The organism is Cupriavidus sp. 8B, assembly GCF_054589115.1.
Window position 1 is genome coordinate 1 of the sequence record NZ_BAAILO010000099.1, and the last position, 16,046, is coordinate 16,046.

The following is a 16,046-nucleotide window of genomic DNA, read 5'->3' on the forward strand; positions in this document are numbered from 1 at the left end:
ATCTCGATTTCAACAGTCATCTCGGCGGTCAACTCGCTAACGCTCTCGCCGGCGCTTTCCGCACTCCTGTTGCGCGGCCATGATGTCCCGAAGGACTGGTTGTCGCGCGGGATGGACCGCGTTCTGGGCGTGGATTGCTTGTGAGTCAACCCTAGAGACGGTTAGCCCAAGACAAGCGTGGAGTCACGCTGCCGTCTTCGATACCGTCAGCTTGGGCGTGCGCTTCGGCGCACGCCCAGTGCGCTCGCCTGCCATCGTCACTCGCGATGGCAGGCTCGCCAACTACTGGTTTTCGAATCGGGATCCACGCGCCATGATTCGGTGACCTATTCGCTCCGCAATTCGAATGGACATCGACATCAGAAGGAAATCAAATGGAAAACATCGATAGAAAAGCGTATCGCTACCGATTCACCGGACACGAACACGTATTCCACAACGTGTCGGCAGTCAGGGCGCTGCCCGGCATCTTGCGGTTGTTTGGATATCAACGCGTATTCGTAGTCTGCTCAAGATCGATCAATACGAAGACGCAATTCATCGAACAACTCAGGGAATGCCTGGGCGGGCAATTGGTGGGCCTGACCGACGACGTGGGCGAACATTCCCCGCTGTCCAATGTACTGGAAGCGGCGAGACAGGCCAGGGATGCACGGGCGGACGTGCTGGTCTCTGTCGGCGGTGGATCGGTCATGGACATGTGCAAGGCGATGCAGCTTTGCATCTCTGAGAATGCATACGAAAGGGCCAGGCTGCTCGAGCTCCAGTTCGTTCTGTCAGAGGATGGCACCGAGATGCTGACGACTTCACACGCACCTCACGCGATCCGCCAAATCGCGATCCCCACCACGCTAGCCACATCCGAGTGGACGCCGGTCAGTACGCCCATCGACGACGAAACCCGTCTGAAGGCGCGCTTTGTCGTGCCCAACGGGTCACCACAGGCGATCATCTACGACCCGGAGCTCCTCCAACAGACACCCGCGCGCTTGCTGATGTCGACAGGCATTCGCGGACTGGATCATGCAATCAATACCGCCTGCTCTTCATCGACACATCCGTTTGCCAGCCTGCTGGCGGAGAAGGCCATTTTGCTCTATATGGAGAACCTGCCTCTTCTCAAGGAGGGGGGTAAGCTCGAGGCATTCACCCATTGTCAGTTGGCGACCTGGTACACAGGGATGGGACAGATGTCGGTTCCCCATGGCTTCAGTCATTGGATGGTCCACATCGTAGGGCCGTACGGAGGCGTGGCGCACAGCGATGCGGCCTGTGTGCTGATGCTGGCCCAGGCCAGGTGGCTGGAAGGCTGGGCGGTGCCCCAGCATGATCGGCTTCGCATTGCGCTAGGGCAGCCAGAGCGACCTTTCCACGAGATTCTCCACGAGCTTCTCTTGCGACTGGACATGCCGACGACTCTGGACGATCTTGGCCTCGCGCGGCAACAGGTCGACGATATGATCGTGCCTGCGCTGAACCATCCGATGGTGACGCGCAACAACATCAGGCCGGTCGAGACTGAAGCGGATTTGCGTTCGATCTTGTCTATGGCCTGGAGGGCGTGATCGTCATCGTTGCAGCGCGTCCATGCTGGCCGACCGGTTAGCCATCGCGGCCGTGCAAGGGGTCCCCGTGGCAGTATCACATACCGCGGGTTCCCAGGTTGCCACCGGCGCCAGCGGTCCTGGGAAACCTCGCATCGAGATCTTCAGTTCGCACGCGACTCCGCCGCTCAACTCCGTGCTGCCGCTGACGGAGCACTCGGGCCTCGCGCAGCGTTGAACTGATGTGTCAGCGACGACTTTGGCTGGTCGAAGACAAGCCAACCGCTAACATGGACGTAAGCTCCAGACTTTAGGATGAGCTTGCGCAACGGATACGCCACTGCACCCAGATCAGTCTCCAGGCGCATGGCCACAGCTGGTTTTGGCTGTGCATCAGCCAAACTTGTGGGCGCTACGCCAGCTGCGTCGGGAAGCTCGACGCTGTCGATGGCGCGACCATGCACGATCTTGTTCGAACCGGTGGATAGCTGGGGCGCCAGTTTCCACGTTTACTCCTCTAGCCATGAAAATCGACCCTGTCTCGCTCAAACTGTTCCTTGCGGTCGCGGAGCTTGGCACCATTGCCGCAGCTGCAGAGCGGGAGCATATTGCCGCCTCAGCCATCAGCAAGCGCATCAGTGATCTCGAGGACGTCCTCCGCGCGCAACTGCTGGAGCGCAGCAACAAGGGCATCGTCCCCACGCCCGCGGGCATCGCCTTGCAGAACCTGTCTCGTAGCGTCATCAACGACCTCGACAATATCTTCACGTTGATGCACGACTACTCCAGCGGCACACGAGGACTGGTGCGCATCTTCGCCAACGTGTCGTCGATTACGCAGTTCCTTCCCAACGACCTGCAAAGCTTCACCGAGAAGTATCCGTTGGTGCAACTGAAACTGGAGGAACGCATCAGCAGCGAGATCCTGCGCGGGGTGGCCGAGAACGCGGCGGATATCGGCTTTTATGCGGACCTCGGGGGGCAGCCACAGAACGTGATCACGCAGGCTTACCGCGAGGATCAACTGGTCGCTGTCCTGCCCGTCGGCCATCCGCTTGGAATTCGCAAGTGGCTGACTACGCCGGATTTGCTGGAGCACTACCTGATCGGCCTGCAAACCGGCAGCTTCATCAACCTACAGCTGATGCGCACCGCCGGCCAACTCGGCGTTCCGGTCAAGTTCCGCATGCAGGTCAATAGCTACGACGCGGTTTGCCTGATGGTCGAATCCAAAATGGGAATCGGCATCCTACCCAAGAGCCTGGCGCAGCGCTACGCCAGGATACTCAGGATCCGGCCAGTTGGACTCAAGGAGCCTTGGGCGTGTCGCAAGCTCAATCTATGCTTTCGGTCCTACGATAGCCTGCCGGTAGCCGCACGGTTGCTCGTGGACCACCTGTGCCCATCGGCCCGTATGGCGGCAGGCGCCGCCAGCCCGCACCCGGACTAGTCGACGGTGGCGCCGGCTGCCCTGACGATGGCCGACCAGCGCGGCAACTCTTCGCGGATCAGCGCCTCGAACTGCGGCGCGCCGGACGGGAATGGTTGGCATCCCTGGCGTGCCAGCGTGTCACGCACATCGGGACTGTCAAGTACCTTACTCAGTGCAGCCCGCAGGCGGGACACTACGACGGGTGGCGTGCTGGCCGGCGCAAAGAGTCCATACCAAGGCGTGGCGCCAAAGCCACGGAGCGTCTCTCCCACAGTCGGCACCTCCGGCATGGAGGGCAGCCGCTTCTCGTTGGTCACGGCGAGCACCTTCAGTTTGCCTGCTCGAATGAAGGACAGTGCTGATGGAAGGCTCTGTACCGACAAGGGCACCTGACCGCCCACGACATCCGCCACGGCAGCGGAAGCGCCTTTGTAAGGGATATGGACGAGCCGGATGCCGGCGCTGTGCTGTAGCATTTCACCGATCAGATGATTCAGGGTGCCGTTGCCTGCCGACGCATACATGATCGTGTCCGGCTTCGCGCGCGCCGCGTCAACCAGTTCCTTGACATTGTTCGGCCCGAACGAAGGATTGGCGACGAGTACGTACCCCGCGGTCGCAACGCTGCCCACCGGCGCGAAATCTCTTACCGGATCAAAGCCCGTGCGTTTGTAGAGCGCAGGATTGATGACATGGGCGCTGCTAACGGTGAACAACAGCGTGTAGCCATCGGCGGCCGACTTCCCCACGTATGCCGTGCCGATGTTGCCGCCGGCGCCCGGCCGGTTCTCGACGATGAACTGCCGCCCGAATTGTCCGGACAGCTTTTGGGTGACGATGCGGGCGATGGCATCGTTGGCTCCGCCTGGCGCCTGGGGAACCACCACGGTCACCGGCTTGGACGGATACGATTCCTGGGCCGCCCATGCCGTTGCCACACTGAACGCAAGGAAGGTCTGCAAGAGTTGTCTGACTGCCATTTTTTTGTCTCCTTTCATGGAAATGGTCACCGTTTGCACCGTCACACGGCACGCCCCGACGCCTTCCTTCATGGTGAATGACTGGCAGTCTTCTGCAAAACAGCATTTCGCGATCCCACCATCGCGAATTCAGATGGCTAGTACGACATCCCCTAAATAGGTTTAATAATTATCGGGCTGCAAATACGGCTGCAGGAGCGCGACGACCACCTGGGCCATCTCATCGAGCGAGCCTGCGCCTGGCAACGGTTCCCAACGTCCGCTATGGCTGCGAAAGGCGGCGCCATAACGATTGCGGCCGAGCTCGGTCAGCCGGGCCACCACGGTCGGCTCCTCATCGTCCAGACGTTTGATCAGCAGGTGACGCCCGTAGGCTTGCGTGACGATCTGCTCGTGGCCGAGCAGGCTGCGCAGTTGCCGCTGCAATTCGGCAGCGTAGTGTTTGGCGGGTAAAGCTGACATGTCGATCCTTGATTACGATGCGCCGGTTTGCAGCGGATAGCCCCGGAAACTCCATTTGAACGGGCGTGCCGCCTGATTGTGCGCGCGGACAAACTGCTCGGTGCGTTCGCGCAGGTGCGCGGTGCTGGTGTGGCTCGCATGGCGCAGCACCCGGCGCGTGTAGCGGGCAAACCAGAGTTCGATCTGATTGACCCAACTCGCGTGCAACGGCGTGAAGTGGAAGTGGAAGTGGAACCGCTCATCGTGCCGTGCGTTGAACGCCTGCCAGACGGCCTGGGCGCGGTGCGTGTTCAGGTTGTCCCAGACAACGTGCACCTGTTTGCCCGGGTAGGCGGTGGCCACGCGCTCCATGAAGGCCACCAGATCGTCCTGGGTGCGCCGCTCCCGGCAATCCGCCAGCACCTGTCCGGTATGCACATCCAGCGCGGCAATCAACGCCTGGGTGCCGTGGCGAACATACTCAAACTCACGCCGACGCAACCGCCCCGGCGCGGGTGCACGTCCCGGGTGCTTACGCTCGACGGCCTGAATGCCGGTCTTCTCGTCAATACTGAGCACCACCGCGTTTCGAGGCGCCTTGCGGTACAGTTTGCAAATCCCGGTGACCTTCTCGCGAAAGGCCGGGTCTGGGCTGTGTAGCCATTGTTGGACCCGGTGCGGACGCACGTCGCCGGCCTGCAGAATACGCTGCACCTGGCTGCGGCTGATCTGCCCGACGACGCCGCGCGCCACGGCGCGCGCCACAATCTCGTCGAGCGTGGGCGTGACCCGTCCCTCAGGTTCCTGCGTTTCACACGCCAGCGCGATCAACTGCAGTCGCGTTTCCTGCGTGATACGTGGCGGACGGCCACTGCGCTCGCCCTCGCGAATGCCTTTGGCACCTTGCTGGGCAATGCGCTTGCGCCACAGGCAGACCGTTTGCACCGATACGCCCAGTTCCTGCGCAATGACCGTATTGGCGTGGCCCTCGTGGGCCCACAACGCGATTCGCGCGCGCATCACATCTCGCTGCGCAGCCGTCTTGCGCTCGATCAGCGATAGCAGTTCCTGTCTTTCTTTGTTCGCCAGCTTCACTGGCGTTGCATGGCGGCCTTGGCTCATCCCGCCATGATATCCGAGGCGATTAAATATTCAAGCTATTTACGGGATGTAGTACTAGCTTGTACGTCAGATGCTCTCGGCCGAAAACTGCGCTGCTGAATTCGCGATTGAACACATCGCGCACGATGGCCAAGTACAGCTAGCCTTCGCCGGTCCAGACGTCGGTCATGCCCGCAGCAGGCGGCATGAATTGCGTTCGAGCCGGCGTGGCGCGATCGGCAGCGCCCTATCAACATACCGCGCCACCAGAGCAACTCTTCGCGGCATCGAAATCGGCTTTGAACCGCCTTCTGGTGCCAGGAGCGATGAGACCAAGACTGCTTCCGTGCCTTTCCGCCTCACGTTTGAGAGGCCCTGGCTCTGGTCGGAATGCCCACGAGTCCGGAGGCGAAGACCACACCCAGGATGACCGCCACCGCTCCGACCAGTTGCCATGCGTTGGGAGGCACACCCAGCACGGTCGAGACCAGCATCGTGAAGACCGGGGCGAGATTGAAGAAGATCGAGGTCCGCGCCGCGCCGATCTGGTGGATGCCGCGGAACCACAGCAGGTAAGCCAGCAAAGAGCCGCCAACGGCGAGGTACAGCACGGCCGCATGGATGTTGGCGGGTGTTGCGGTCAGGCTCGCCAGCGGATGCTCGAACATGAAACCGAGGACGATCAGGCCGATGGTGCCGAACAGCATCGAGAACGTGGTGTTCTCCAGCGGCGTGGCCTGCTTGACGAAGCGTCGGGTGCCCACCATGTTGGCGGCCCAGGCTAGACTGCCGGCGAGGATGATCGCATCGCCCCGCGCCACCTTGAGCGCGAGCAGCATCTGTACATCCCCGCGCGTGATGACCAGCCCGACGCCGAGCAGCCCGAAGAACAGGCCGATGGCGCGCCCGGTGTCGATGCGCTCGTGCTCGAAGACCACGGCAAGAAGCATGGTCCACAGCGGCGTAGTGGCGAGAATCAGGGCGCCATTGATCGGCGTGGTCGTTTGCAGGCCAAAGAAGGTGGCGAGATTGAAGGCGGTAAAGCCAAGCAGCCCGAGGCCCACGTATGCCCACAAGTTTTCGCGCAGCACGCTGAACCGAAGCTTGCCTTGCAGCCCGAAGATCAACAACAGCAGGGTCGTCGAGATCAGGAAGCGCTCGATCGATGCGCCGATCGGCGTCATATGCCGGATGATCAATGCGCCGGCATTGAAGTTGGTACCCCAGAAGAAAGTCGAAACAATGATGCCGACGTAGGCGAGGCTGTCTGGCTGGCGCATGGCTGATTTCCTGTTTCTTTGCGTGCGCCATGCGGGCCTCGGGCCGGTCTGGGCAAGCATGGTGGACGATGGCCGGCGGCAAGGCGGAGGAGTTGCTCGGTAATTCCCGCCCTGCGACGGCATGAGTGCCATTTTGCGAGCTTTCTAACCTGTGTAAAATTCCCTAATTATTCACATTAGTTGTGAGAAATCACCCATGTTCGACTGGGAGGATCTTCGCCATTTCAGCGTCTTCGCGCAGGAAGGCTCACTATCCGGCGCGGCACGGCGGCTTAAGGTGGACCACGCCACGGTGGCCCGGCGCATCTCGGCGCTGGAGGCATCGCTTTGCCTCAAGCTGGTTGACCGGCGTCCGCGTGCCTATCTGCTGACCGGTGAAGGCGAACGCGTAGCCGCGCTGGGCGCACGCATGGAGCAGGAATCGTTCGCGGTGGAACGTACGGCGGCGGCCGGGCAGACCGGCGTCAGCGGCAATGTCACTATCAGTGCGCCGCCTTCGATGGCTGCGGCGGTGATCGCGCCCCAGCTAGGCCGCTTGCGCGAACAGCATCCGGCTCTGCGCATCTGCCTGACGGGGACCACGCACATGGCCTCGCTGTCGCGGCGCGAGGCCGATCTGGCCGTACGGCTGACCCGGCCCAGCGAAGGCGATCTGGTGGTGCGCAAGCTTGGTGTCGTCGCGTTTTCGCTCTTTAGCTCCCCCAGCTACCTGAGTGCCACCACGCCATCCGACTATGGCTTTATTGCCTACGACGACAGCATGGAGGGCTCGCCCCAGCAGGATTGGCTGAAACAACAAGCGGGAAGCCGGCCGATCGTGATGGTCAGCAACGAACTGGAAATCCAGGCCGCCGCGGCGCGTGCCGGTGTCGGCATCGCCGCGCTGCCGGATTTCCTGTGCGACCGGGACGATGGTCTCCAGCGCGTGAGGAGCAACGGCAAGCGCTTTGAACGCGAGATCTGGCTCGCGGTCCACGCCGACATCCGGCGTGCTCCGCGGATCCAGGCTGTCATGCAGTTCCTGGGATCATGCTTCACGGAAAACGCCAGCCTGGCGTAGTTGCGCCGTACGCTGGTAAGTTGCTCTTCAAGCGCGGCGTGATTGTGACGTACGAGACGATCCGATGCTGGCGCGACACATTCGGGGCGGGCTTGCTCTGCGGGTGAAAGCAGCGCGTGCAAGCAGGGGCCGGTTGATGGCGAAGTGCTGCCAGCGCTGGAGCGCCCGATCTGCTGGGATTATGTGCTGCAGTCCGGAGTGGAGGACAAGGAAGCGCTTGACGCCTACCTCTTCCATCCACTGCACCAGGCGCAGGTGGCGGACCTGAAACCCTACTTCGAATGGGCGGCGGTGGATTACATAACACCAGCCGTCAGTGGCTTGACTCCCGCCTAAGCGGGAAGATACTTGATCAGAACAGCTGTCGACGGGGCGTTGAGCTTTTTCAAAAGCTTTGCTCAGAAGGACCTCGACAGTTCGAGAGCTAATGCCAAGGACTTTTCCCATCTCCTTGGCAGTCTGATTCTGGATCACCAGGCCACGCGCGAAGAATCGGCCGTGCACGAGAATGCGCATCAGCTCGCTGCGGCCGTCGAATTGGACATGGGGGACTGGTGGCAACCCACCGCCGGCTCCTACTTGGCCAACGTACCCAAGGCTCGACGGATGGAGGCGGTTCGCGAGGCGGTCAACCAGGAACCCGCCGCAAGCATTGCCACGATGAAGAAAGAGGCCATGGTCTCAGTTGCTGAGCAGCATCTGGAGGGCCGTCGCTGGCTCCCGGCAGTATTGCGCCGCCCCGCTGCTGCCAAGGAGGTCCTGCAATGACCGGCGACACCATATTACAGCCCTGTCTGAGTGTTCTCGACGCAAGCCTTTGCGTAGGCAATGGCTTCGCGCATCGCCTCTTCCCTGCTACTGAATTGGGCTTTGATCTTGTGCCGCAAGCCAGGGATGAACTCATTCGTGTGATCGATCTTCCGCTCGAACAATACCGATGCCTGCCAAATCCCGGTATGCGACTCCCAGACCGTGCAGTGGCAGTGGTAATCCCCTTCTTCGACGAAGATATGGTTCGACATAGCAACCTCCCATCGTTTCAGATGGATCGTGGAGTGAGCAGAAAGCCGCTATTCATTCTCCTTTCCCTCACCCAAGCCAAACAGCCGCACAGTGTTCTGGTGTCGTCGGAGAGCTACAAGCGCCAAGCACAGACCTGCGATAGAAAGTCCCAAGGCCCAGCCGATAGTCCGTCGCATCTTCGCAGCCTGCTCTGCCTGGTAACGAGCGTCCGCCGCTATGCGCACGGCCTCCCAAAACTCGGTTTCTTGGTTGTCGTCCTCGACTATCGCCATTTCCGCCTCCCTGTATGGATGTCGGAGAGCCATATGGAGGAAATCCTAGCATGAAGCACCTGACCACGCAGACCATCGACGGCGAGGCCGGCGCGATTCTCTCCGACTGCGAGCAGTACCGCTATCGCCTCTGGCGCGAGTGGGACCGTACGCAGCCAGCCCTGGGCTTCATCATGCTCAACCCGTCGACGGCAGACCACCGGGTCAACGACCCGACGACCACCAAGTGCCTGCAGCGCGCGCTGGCCGGCCTGCGCCCCTGGGTTGCCAAGCGCCGGTTTCTTGTTGGGGCAGAAATTTGGCGATTAATTGCATTTTAACAATCGGGCAGACGCTCGCAAGGGATACTCGGCTCTTCCGATAGAGCAGTTGCTTTGTCTCCTGTTTTTGGCCCCCGCCTAACGCGAGCCCTTGATTAGCGCAGCAAGGGCACCTGGAAAGCGAGTCAAGGTCGAGTTGGAACCAACCTGATCGCGATCCAAGCCTTGGCCCAGAGAAGCCCGCCTGGCTTTTGTCGCCCGCACTTCTTTCTATGCTGAATGCCCTCGGAACGATCCTAACCTTCGACGGCCCTGGGCTTGCAGCCGCAAGACTCACGCTCTGACGTTCCGATCCCAGTTTCAGGAACCCGTCCACTAAGCCCCGCACACAAGCGCTCGCGAGACTGGACTGGTGGTGGACGAATCGCTCTCCAGCGCCCGCTTCGCTTTCAGTCACTGCAGCCCGTCCGCCGAGCGTCGGACTTGCGGTCCTGATATTCAGAGGCAAAGCCGAGCTGACTTCGAAGCCGGCCCCGCTTTGCGCGTGGTGCTTGGCGACGTGGTGGATCTCGCTTGAGTGTGCGGCTTCCTGGCTAACCATCCGCGCTGACTTGCGCGAGATATTGACTCCTCCCGGCAAGTCGTGCACGAAGCTAGCCCATGGAAATCTTGAATGTCCTCCCCCCGCCAAATCTTCCCACGAACGTCTTGGATAGCCGAACTTCCTCCGGCATGGATTCGAGCTCCGCGAGCGAAAAATCGCAGTGATTAGAGAGGCCGAGCCGGCCAGCGGTGATGAGTACCGCCTTGGTACATCCATCCGCGCGAGCGCGCGTCAGTATGCTGCCGACAAGGTGCGTCGCAATTTGATGACCACGATACTCTTGAAGCACACCAACGGACCGCACAACAACCGTCTCTCCATATTGCTCGGCGCAAGCACAACCGACTACCCGCTCATCTAATACAGCGAGATGAAAGAAGCGCAATGCTTGATCGACGACATCGTTAGGCAATCCACAACACTCAAGAACATCCACGATAGCAGGCCAATCCGTTTCTCCTGCCACTCGAATCTGCACGCTTCTCATCATTTCCGGCATCTCCTCGTGTCGTACGCGAGCTGAACGCAGAAAACGTTTAGCAATTCGATTCCTAAAGATTGCGGCTTCTAGGTTAACACTTCCGCCAAGCTAGTGGATAGCGGGAAAACCCAGATACGTCTCCCGGATGATCTTAGCCGGAACAGAGATAGCTTCTGTGAATACAACCCTCCCGGCCTATTCTTCTCCCGTCACGAAAGGCGCGATAGCAGCTGAATGGGTGAAATCAATGCGAGTTACCAAGTGCAGAATGCGGAAGACCCTCGAGGCAAAGGCATCCAAGCTGGGCGACTATATTTTCGCCGGGCGCTTGATGCGGGAAGTGGATTCGGTATGGACAGAGTAAACACCCCCCTGGCATCCCATTGGCTACCCCCAGCGCGTATCCATACATTGGCCGCGCCGGCGAGGTTTCCGCCTGGTCGCCGCTGATGCGGCCACTCCCCACCTGCTCCTGAGCCGCCGGATGAATTAGAATTCCTCCTCATGCCGTGAACGGTCACATTATTCTGGGTGTTGAAGTCGATGCAACTCGATATCTTTGCTCACAGCCGCGATGTGATGCTACGCAATGATGTTGCCGACGCCCTGCAGCGCCGCGATGCGGTTGCTGCGCGTGGTGCGTTGCAGCTATTGCTCAGCGAGTGTCCTTCCGACGATCTTCTCCCTGCCCTTAGTACGCTGACTCGGGCCCTCGAGGATCAAAGGCCAGCGCGTTTTAGCGACCACGATGCACTACGACGTGCGCATGGCGAGATAACCCGCGAGGTCGTGCCGGCTGCTGCCCGCGTGTTTGGTGACACTGCCGGCAGCGCATGGCTCGTGCCGCTTTGGCGAGCGCTCGCGCACGCAGCTGAGCACCTGCCGTTGTGCCGCAACGAGCACGATGCCCATGCAGCGCCCTTGTGGATCAAGGTCGGGGACTGGGTCGGGGCACAAGAAGCCGTCGCACGTATTGCATCGTGGCGCCGCATTCCAACGACGCTTTGCTGGATGGCAGAGGCGCAATATCACCAGCACGGACTGGAAGCCATCTGGCCGCTGTTGGCCGAGCTCGCGTGGCTTTCGGCAAGCCGTCTTGACGAATTGATGCACCGCCTAAAGGACTCCTGTCTGACTATGCTGCGCAAGACGTTCGACTCTCGCTTCGAGGGCGATGGCGCCGTCGAGGATCTGGTGTGGTTTCCCGCCTGGGCGTTGATCGAGAAGCCTGGCCTCGCGAACCTGCTGCGTCAGACACAACAGTCGACTCAAAGCTCGCCTGAGCGTGCGATGCGCCTGCTGCTCGAACTGCTGAACCTGGAGCGGCACGGTCGCCACCATGAGCTAGTTGAACGGCGCAAGGAATTGCGCGGTTTGCAGCCGGCGCTATTTGCTGCATACATGAGCACCCGATAGGGTTGGGTCGCACAATTCCCTCGCGCAACCGGGGCGCGGAGCAATTGGCCTAGCGCGATAGCAACCTAAGCAGCGGCCAGCGCGGCGTTGCAATGACGCCCGGCCCTGTTTGGGCCCGGGCAAACCAGCTTACTGCAGATGCTGCCCACCGTTGATGGCAATATTTGCGCCAGTCAAGAAGGCTGCTTCGCGCGAGCACAAATACACGACCAACGCAGCGACCTCCTCAGGCTCACCCAAGCGGCCAACTGGGATGTGTGGAATAACTTTGGTGTCCAGGATCTCCTGGGGTACAGCCATCACCATCCTTGTTGCGATGAATCCGGGCGAAACGGTGTTGACGGTCACACCATTCTTGGCGACCTCGAGCGCCAACGACTTCGTGAAGCCATGCATGCCGGCCTTGGCTGCAGCGTAGTTGGTTTGGCCAAAACCGCCCTTCGAGCCGATGATGGATGACACATTGATGATGCGCCCCCAGCCGCGCTTGACCATCTCATCGCACACCGGCTTTGTCATATTGAACACCGAATCGAGATTGGTCCGCATGACCGCATCCCAATCGACTTTTTCCATCTTTCTGAAACTCGCGTCTCGCGTAATCCCTGCGTTGTTAATCAGAATATCGATTGGACCTATCTCCTCTCGAATCTTTCCGACACATTCCTGACACGACTCATGATCCGCAACGTCAACAGGATAGGCATGGAATCGGCGCTCTTCCGCCGCCATCCGCTCCAGCCAGCTTGCGACGCCGGCGTTGCTCGGGGAATGGGTCACAACCACCGTACAACCTGCGTCCTGTAGTTTGGTACTGATAGCCTCGCCCAGCCCACCCATGCCTCCCGTTACCACGGCAATCCTCTTAGTCATCTCCATCCCTCTATGTCGCTTGCGACGTTGCCCGCCGCGCGGCCAGCCAACAGCGTGTCGCAAGTCTTTTATTGTTCCGCAGCACCGCAATGATGCACGGCACTGCGGCTTCCATAGCGAGTTACGCCTTAGCTGCCCGGGATGTCTGCGCCATGCGATGCTGCACGACCTTGGCCGCTGCATCTGCGGCGGTATCGAAACTGTTCTCAGCAACCTGCACCGCTTGCTTGGTCGTCGACTGCACGGTTTCGTACAACGTAGTAGTTGCATTGATAGCGGTTTGCACGGCAGCGAACACCGCCTCGGAGCCCGCGGGTCCGGCGTTTCCAACGCTTTCCACTAGGCTCTGGACTCCACGCTTGTTGGCCTCGTAGTGGGCTTCGGCGACCTTGTCGAACTCGGCCCTTGTAGACGCCGCGATCTCGAGAAAATGGCGGCGATACGACAAGGACTTTTCGGCCACGGGTTGCAGCAGCTCGATTTGCAATGCCATCAACTCCTGTGGGTCTTTGACCGACAAGGCCCGCTTCATGCCTTCCCGTGTCTCTGCTAACGTGGACCTCATGGTTTGGAGATTCAGCTCAAGCAATCTCTCAAAGCCATCGAAGGCCTTGCTCGTCAGACCAACGAAGGTTTCGAGACTTGCCTTTTGCGCTTCCACGATTTTCTCTGGGGAAAACTGATTCATCTTTCATCTCCTTAGTGCGACCCCAGCCCTGCGCCGTCCGACGACAGCACATTTGAGACCGAGTTCGGTAAAAACGACCGCTGCATGGTAGGCGGTCTTGTGATGCATCTCGACTACCTAAAGCTTGAAAGCGCGACCGTTTCGGCAGGCACCTCCGACGAGCGCCGCGTCAGGTCTCATCGTGAGGCAGGCGCTGTCTGACAAGTTCTTCCACGGGAACGCCCGAAGGCCTTGAGGACAACATACCCTTGGAGGGCAACTCGCGGCCGTCTGCAGCTTGGGCCAAGCTTCTCGAGGGTGACGAGCTGATTTTCCAGCAGCGCCGCCACGTCTTCGACATCCAGGTCGACCTGGTCGGGGGTCTCGTTTACCAGTACGAGTGTGGCGAACTCATGGGGACTCAGCATCATCGTCTCCTAGACAAACGTCTATGTTTCCTGGGGACTACGACTGCAGTCTGTGGCAGCAAGCCTGGCTTGTGCCCCGACTCTCTTATCTCGCGAACGCGAGTTCTGGCTGGTGCGACGCTTGTCATCGCGCGTCGAAGGGCAATCTTACCTGTACACGACATTAGGTTCAATATACCTCGAAATCACATATGAAAATACCTAAGGTAGATTCTCGTCCATCTGCCGTACACGGGACGCGCGTTCCCAAGTGCCCGCATAGCTATCACAGTGTGATACACCCCAAATCCGAGGAGAGAGAGACGTCATTGCGCCGCCTGAAACGAGGACCACCACCTACTCTCTCGAATGAACACCCAGTGCTGATTGGGCGGGATGGGTTCGAAGGCAACCGGCCAGGACACCCGCGGCCAAACATTTCGCTCTTGCCTCGTCCTCTTGGACCACGAAGCGCGCGACTCTCGTGGAAAACCCCAGCAAGCGCGTCTTGGCTATAGTCGCCAGATTCAGTTATGCTTGTCGTCGCAGAACGCACTCGGAAGAGTAATGTTGCTCACATTATTCTCACGTTCTGCAATGGCTTCTATTCAGCGATGCGAGGATGAGATGGCGACGGGAATCGTGAAGTGGTTCAACAACGAAAAGGGCTTTGGCTTCATCACGCCGGATGGTGGCGGCAAGGATTTGTTTGCACATCACACGGAAATCCTGGGCACTGGATTCAAATCGCTGGAAGAAGGCGCCAGAGTCGAGTTCGAAGTCAAAGAGGGTCCGAAAGGTCTACAGGCTTCCAAGATTCGTGCCCTTTAGTCGCTCGCGCGCATAAGCAACAATCCAGAAAAGCCCTTCGCATGTAAGGGCTTTTTTGTTTCAAACGCCATCATGGGGGCTGCCTAACAATCGCTTACAGATAGCGGCCATGTTCGATGACAGCCTCATTGAACTCGTACGTCTGCGCTGGCGCGCGGGCATCCTGATTACAGAATAGGGTGGAAGCGCTAGTGCTGCCCCCGGGCCACCACTGAGACGGCACTTTTCACCTGCAGCCAAGCATTGGCTCCCGGCATCGTCCAGCGCATATGCCCATTTCTCTTCATGCTCCGTCACGGTCCATCAAGGGTGGTGCAGCCTGGTGTGCCATCCGCTTGCGCCAGTCCGTGGCGCTGCAGCCAAAAGCGGTGTGGAACCAGTGGCTGAAGCTGCTTTGCGCCGAAAAACCCAGCAGGCTGGCGACCTCGGCGACCGGCAGGTCGCTCTCTTTCAAGTGGCGCATTACCAGTTCCGAGCGCACCTCGCTAAGCAGGGCTGAGAATGTCAGCCCCTCCGCACTGAGGTAGCGGTGCAGCGTGCGGCGATCGATGCGAAGAAGAAGCGCCACCTGCTGGGTAGTGCAGCGTCCTCCCGGGAGCAAGGCCAGGATCAGTTCCCGGCATGATTCGCGGAGGCCTTCGTCGCGGCGCCGCAGCGCCGCCTCAAGGTAGTCCCGCGCGAAACGCGCGGCGCCCGGATTGTCAGGCGTGCGCGGCAACTGCAGATCGGCCGCCACGCAGACCAGCCCGTTGAATGGCTGATTGAACTTCGGGCTGCGGCCGAAGAAGGCGCGGTGCGCCGACGCGTCGACCGGCGGGCGATGCGTGAAGCAAACCTCCAGCGGCCGCCACCGGGGCCCGATCAGCTCGCGCAGGGTGCGGAACTTCACGCCGACCGCTAGTTCCATTGCCTGCCGCGTGGCCAGTCCGGGGCTGGGCAGAAGATCTTCGCGGATGATGACGGCCTGCCCGGCATCCTCGATGCGGGTGATCAGCGTGGCGCTAAGCAGCTTCAGGTAGCGGCACAAGGTATCGAGCGCCTGCCGCGGGGTAGGCTCTTCCTTCAGCACCAGGCTGATGGGCCCCAGGTTAGAGAAGCTGCGCCGCGCCGCCAGCCGCAGGGCAAGGTCTTCCACGCCGGTAGCGCGCGCGGTGACTTCGAGCAATTCGCGCACAGCGTGGCTGGGGATGAGCGTCTCAGGGTTTTCGAGCAGCCGCGCTGACAACCCCACCCCTCGCAGGAACGCGTAGGGATCGCGCCCGAGCGACTCCATCAGCTCGATGTAGCCGTTCAGGCTGGCACTGCGAATCAGTTTACCGACGTGTTGCATAGGTTCCGCGAACGCCCCGGAGCACCACGACGACTGGTAACGAA

17 protein-coding genes are annotated in these 16,046 nt (G+C 60.3%); 9 read left to right on the forward strand and 8 right to left on the reverse strand.

The features are described 5' to 3' along the window. Positions 1–374: 374 nt before the first annotated feature. Together ACYP5B_RS10155 and ACYP5B_RS10160 are read left to right on the forward strand one after the other, a co-directional pair. On the forward strand, positions 375–1,565 hold the full coding sequence (locus tag ACYP5B_RS10155; protein WP_459569497.1) for an iron-containing alcohol dehydrogenase: 1,191 nt from the start codon (positions 375–377) through the stop codon (positions 1,563–1,565). A gap of 502 nt (positions 1,566–2,067) precedes the next feature. Then, positions 2,068–2,994: a LysR family transcriptional regulator gene (locus ACYP5B_RS10160; protein WP_459569498.1), complete on the forward strand. Its 927-nt coding sequence runs from the start codon at positions 2,068–2,070 to the stop codon at positions 2,992–2,994. On the opposite strand, the gene ACYP5B_RS10165 is transcribed toward ACYP5B_RS10160, so the two are convergent. From ACYP5B_RS10165 to ACYP5B_RS10180, 4 genes are all read right to left on the reverse strand, one after another. Then, complete coding sequence (locus tag ACYP5B_RS10165; RefSeq protein ID WP_400103350.1) at positions 2,991–3,956, reverse strand: Bug family tripartite tricarboxylate transporter substrate binding protein; 966 nt, start codon at positions 3,954–3,956, stop codon at positions 2,991–2,993. The two genes, ACYP5B_RS10160 and ACYP5B_RS10165, sit on opposite strands and share 4 nt — an antisense overlap. Positions 3,957–4,118: 162 nt before the next feature. Continuing rightward, on the reverse strand, positions 4,119–4,418 hold the full coding sequence (locus ACYP5B_RS10170) for a hypothetical protein (RefSeq protein WP_459569499.1): 300 nt from the start codon (positions 4,416–4,418) through the stop codon (positions 4,119–4,121). A 12-nt stretch (positions 4,419–4,430) separates the two neighbouring features. Continuing rightward, positions 4,431–5,519, reverse strand: a complete 1,089-nt coding sequence (locus ACYP5B_RS10175) for an IS630 family transposase (protein ID WP_459569500.1) — start codon at positions 5,517–5,519, stop codon at positions 4,431–4,433. Between the two features lie 338 nt (positions 5,520–5,857). Next, positions 5,858–6,778 carry a DMT family transporter gene (locus tag ACYP5B_RS10180; protein WP_459569501.1) on the reverse strand — a complete coding sequence of 307 codons (921 nt, stop codon included), beginning with the start codon at positions 6,776–6,778 and terminating at the stop codon, positions 5,858–5,860. Between the two features lie 196 nt (positions 6,779–6,974). On the opposite strand from ACYP5B_RS10180, the gene ACYP5B_RS10185 reads away from it, so the two are divergent. The 5 genes from ACYP5B_RS10185 (at position 6,975) to ACYP5B_RS10205 (ending at position 9,453) form a co-directional block, all read left to right on the forward strand. Beyond that, positions 6,975–7,838, forward strand: a complete 864-nt coding sequence (locus tag ACYP5B_RS10185) for a LysR family transcriptional regulator (protein WP_459569502.1) — start codon at positions 6,975–6,977, stop codon at positions 7,836–7,838. Positions 7,839–7,982: 144 nt separating this feature from the next. Continuing rightward, positions 7,983–8,174, forward strand: a complete 192-nt coding sequence (locus ACYP5B_RS10190) for a Dabb family protein (RefSeq protein ID WP_400103348.1) — start codon at positions 7,983–7,985, stop codon at positions 8,172–8,174. A 12-nt stretch (positions 8,175–8,186) separates the two neighbouring features. Beyond that, positions 8,187–8,606, forward strand: a complete 420-nt coding sequence (locus ACYP5B_RS10195) for a hypothetical protein (protein WP_459569503.1) — start codon at positions 8,187–8,189, stop codon at positions 8,604–8,606. Beyond that, complete coding sequence (locus ACYP5B_RS10200; protein WP_459569504.1) at positions 8,603–9,187, forward strand: hypothetical protein; 585 nt, start codon at positions 8,603–8,605, stop codon at positions 9,185–9,187. Before ACYP5B_RS10195 ends, ACYP5B_RS10200 begins: the two co-directional genes overlap by 4 nt. Next, positions 9,184–9,453: a DUF1643 domain-containing protein gene (locus ACYP5B_RS10205; RefSeq protein WP_400093317.1), complete on the forward strand. Its 270-nt coding sequence runs from the start codon at positions 9,184–9,186 to the stop codon at positions 9,451–9,453. The genes ACYP5B_RS10200 and ACYP5B_RS10205 overlap by 4 nt, the downstream gene beginning before the upstream one ends. Before the next feature lie 593 nt (positions 9,454–10,046). Here ACYP5B_RS10205 and ACYP5B_RS10210 read toward each other — a convergent pair. Continuing rightward, on the reverse strand, positions 10,047–10,487 hold the full coding sequence (locus ACYP5B_RS10210; RefSeq protein WP_400093318.1) for a GNAT family N-acetyltransferase: 441 nt from the start codon (positions 10,485–10,487) through the stop codon (positions 10,047–10,049). Positions 10,488–11,021: 534 nt separating this feature from the next. Here ACYP5B_RS10210 and ACYP5B_RS10215 point away from each other — a divergent pair. Further along, positions 11,022–11,894 carry a hypothetical protein gene (locus ACYP5B_RS10215; protein ID WP_459569505.1) on the forward strand — a complete coding sequence of 291 codons (873 nt, stop codon included), beginning with the start codon at positions 11,022–11,024 and terminating at the stop codon, positions 11,892–11,894. A 129-nt stretch (positions 11,895–12,023) separates the two neighbouring features. Here ACYP5B_RS10215 and phbB read toward each other — a convergent pair whose 3' ends face one another. Both phbB and ACYP5B_RS10225 read right to left on the reverse strand, forming a co-directional pair. Further along, entirely contained in the window at positions 12,024–12,767 is a 744-nt protein-coding gene (phbB, locus tag ACYP5B_RS10220; protein WP_459569506.1) for an acetoacetyl-CoA reductase, read from the reverse strand. Between the two features lie 121 nt (positions 12,768–12,888). Continuing rightward, positions 12,889–13,455 (reverse strand): phasin family protein, encoded by a 567-nt coding sequence (locus tag ACYP5B_RS10225; RefSeq protein ID WP_400093320.1) that lies wholly within the window; start codon positions 13,453–13,455, stop codon positions 12,889–12,891. Positions 13,456–14,468: 1,013 nt separating this feature from the next. Between ACYP5B_RS10225 and ACYP5B_RS10230 the strand changes: the two genes are divergently transcribed. After that, on the forward strand, positions 14,469–14,672 hold the full coding sequence (locus ACYP5B_RS10230) for a cold-shock protein (RefSeq protein WP_400093421.1): 204 nt from the start codon (positions 14,469–14,471) through the stop codon (positions 14,670–14,672). 283 nt (positions 14,673–14,955) lie between these two features. Here the strand turns inward: ACYP5B_RS10230 and ACYP5B_RS10235 are convergent, their stop codons facing one another. Further along, entirely contained in the window at positions 14,956–16,002 is a 1,047-nt protein-coding gene (locus ACYP5B_RS10235) for an AraC family transcriptional regulator (RefSeq protein ID WP_459569507.1), read from the reverse strand. Positions 16,003–16,046: the final 44 nt, after the last annotated feature.

What these genes read in the sequence shown, in the direction of transcription:
- ACYP5B_RS10155 (WP_459569497.1), top strand. Translation starts at nt 375, where the DNA reads ATGGAAAACATCGATAGAAAAGCGTATCGCTACCGATTCACCGGACAC.
- ACYP5B_RS10160 (WP_459569498.1), top strand. Translation starts at nt 2,068, where the DNA reads ATGAAAATCGACCCTGTCTCGCTCAAACTGTTCCTTGCGGTCGCGGAG.
- ACYP5B_RS10165 (WP_400103350.1), bottom strand. Translation starts at nt 3,956, where the DNA reads ATGGCAGTCAGACAACTCTTGCAGACCTTCCTTGCGTTCAGTGTGGCA.
- ACYP5B_RS10170 (WP_459569499.1), bottom strand. Translation starts at nt 4,418, where the DNA reads ATGTCAGCTTTACCCGCCAAACACTACGCTGCCGAATTGCAGCGGCAA.
- ACYP5B_RS10175 (WP_459569500.1), bottom strand. Translation starts at nt 5,519, where the DNA reads ATGAGCCAAGGCCGCCATGCAACGCCAGTGAAGCTGGCGAACAAAGAA.
- ACYP5B_RS10180 (WP_459569501.1), bottom strand. Translation starts at nt 6,778, where the DNA reads ATGCGCCAGCCAGACAGCCTCGCCTACGTCGGCATCATTGTTTCGACT.
- ACYP5B_RS10185 (WP_459569502.1), top strand. Translation starts at nt 6,975, where the DNA reads ATGTTCGACTGGGAGGATCTTCGCCATTTCAGCGTCTTCGCGCAGGAA.
- ACYP5B_RS10200 (WP_459569504.1), top strand. Translation starts at nt 8,603, where the DNA reads ATGACCGGCGACACCATATTACAGCCCTGTCTGAGTGTTCTCGACGCA.
- ACYP5B_RS10205 (WP_400093317.1), top strand. Translation starts at nt 9,184, where the DNA reads ATGAAGCACCTGACCACGCAGACCATCGACGGCGAGGCCGGCGCGATT.
- ACYP5B_RS10210 (WP_400093318.1), bottom strand. Translation starts at nt 10,487, where the DNA reads ATGATGAGAAGCGTGCAGATTCGAGTGGCAGGAGAAACGGATTGGCCT.
- ACYP5B_RS10215 (WP_459569505.1), top strand. Translation starts at nt 11,022, where the DNA reads ATGCAACTCGATATCTTTGCTCACAGCCGCGATGTGATGCTACGCAAT.
- phbB (WP_459569506.1), bottom strand. Translation starts at nt 12,767, where the DNA reads ATGACTAAGAGGATTGCCGTGGTAACGGGAGGCATGGGTGGGCTGGGC.
- ACYP5B_RS10225 (WP_400093320.1), bottom strand. Translation starts at nt 13,455, where the DNA reads ATGAATCAGTTTTCCCCAGAGAAAATCGTGGAAGCGCAAAAGGCAAGT.
- ACYP5B_RS10230 (WP_400093421.1), top strand. Translation starts at nt 14,469, where the DNA reads ATGGCGACGGGAATCGTGAAGTGGTTCAACAACGAAAAGGGCTTTGGC.
- ACYP5B_RS10235 (WP_459569507.1), bottom strand. Translation starts at nt 16,002, where the DNA reads ATGCAACACGTCGGTAAACTGATTCGCAGTGCCAGCCTGAACGGCTAC.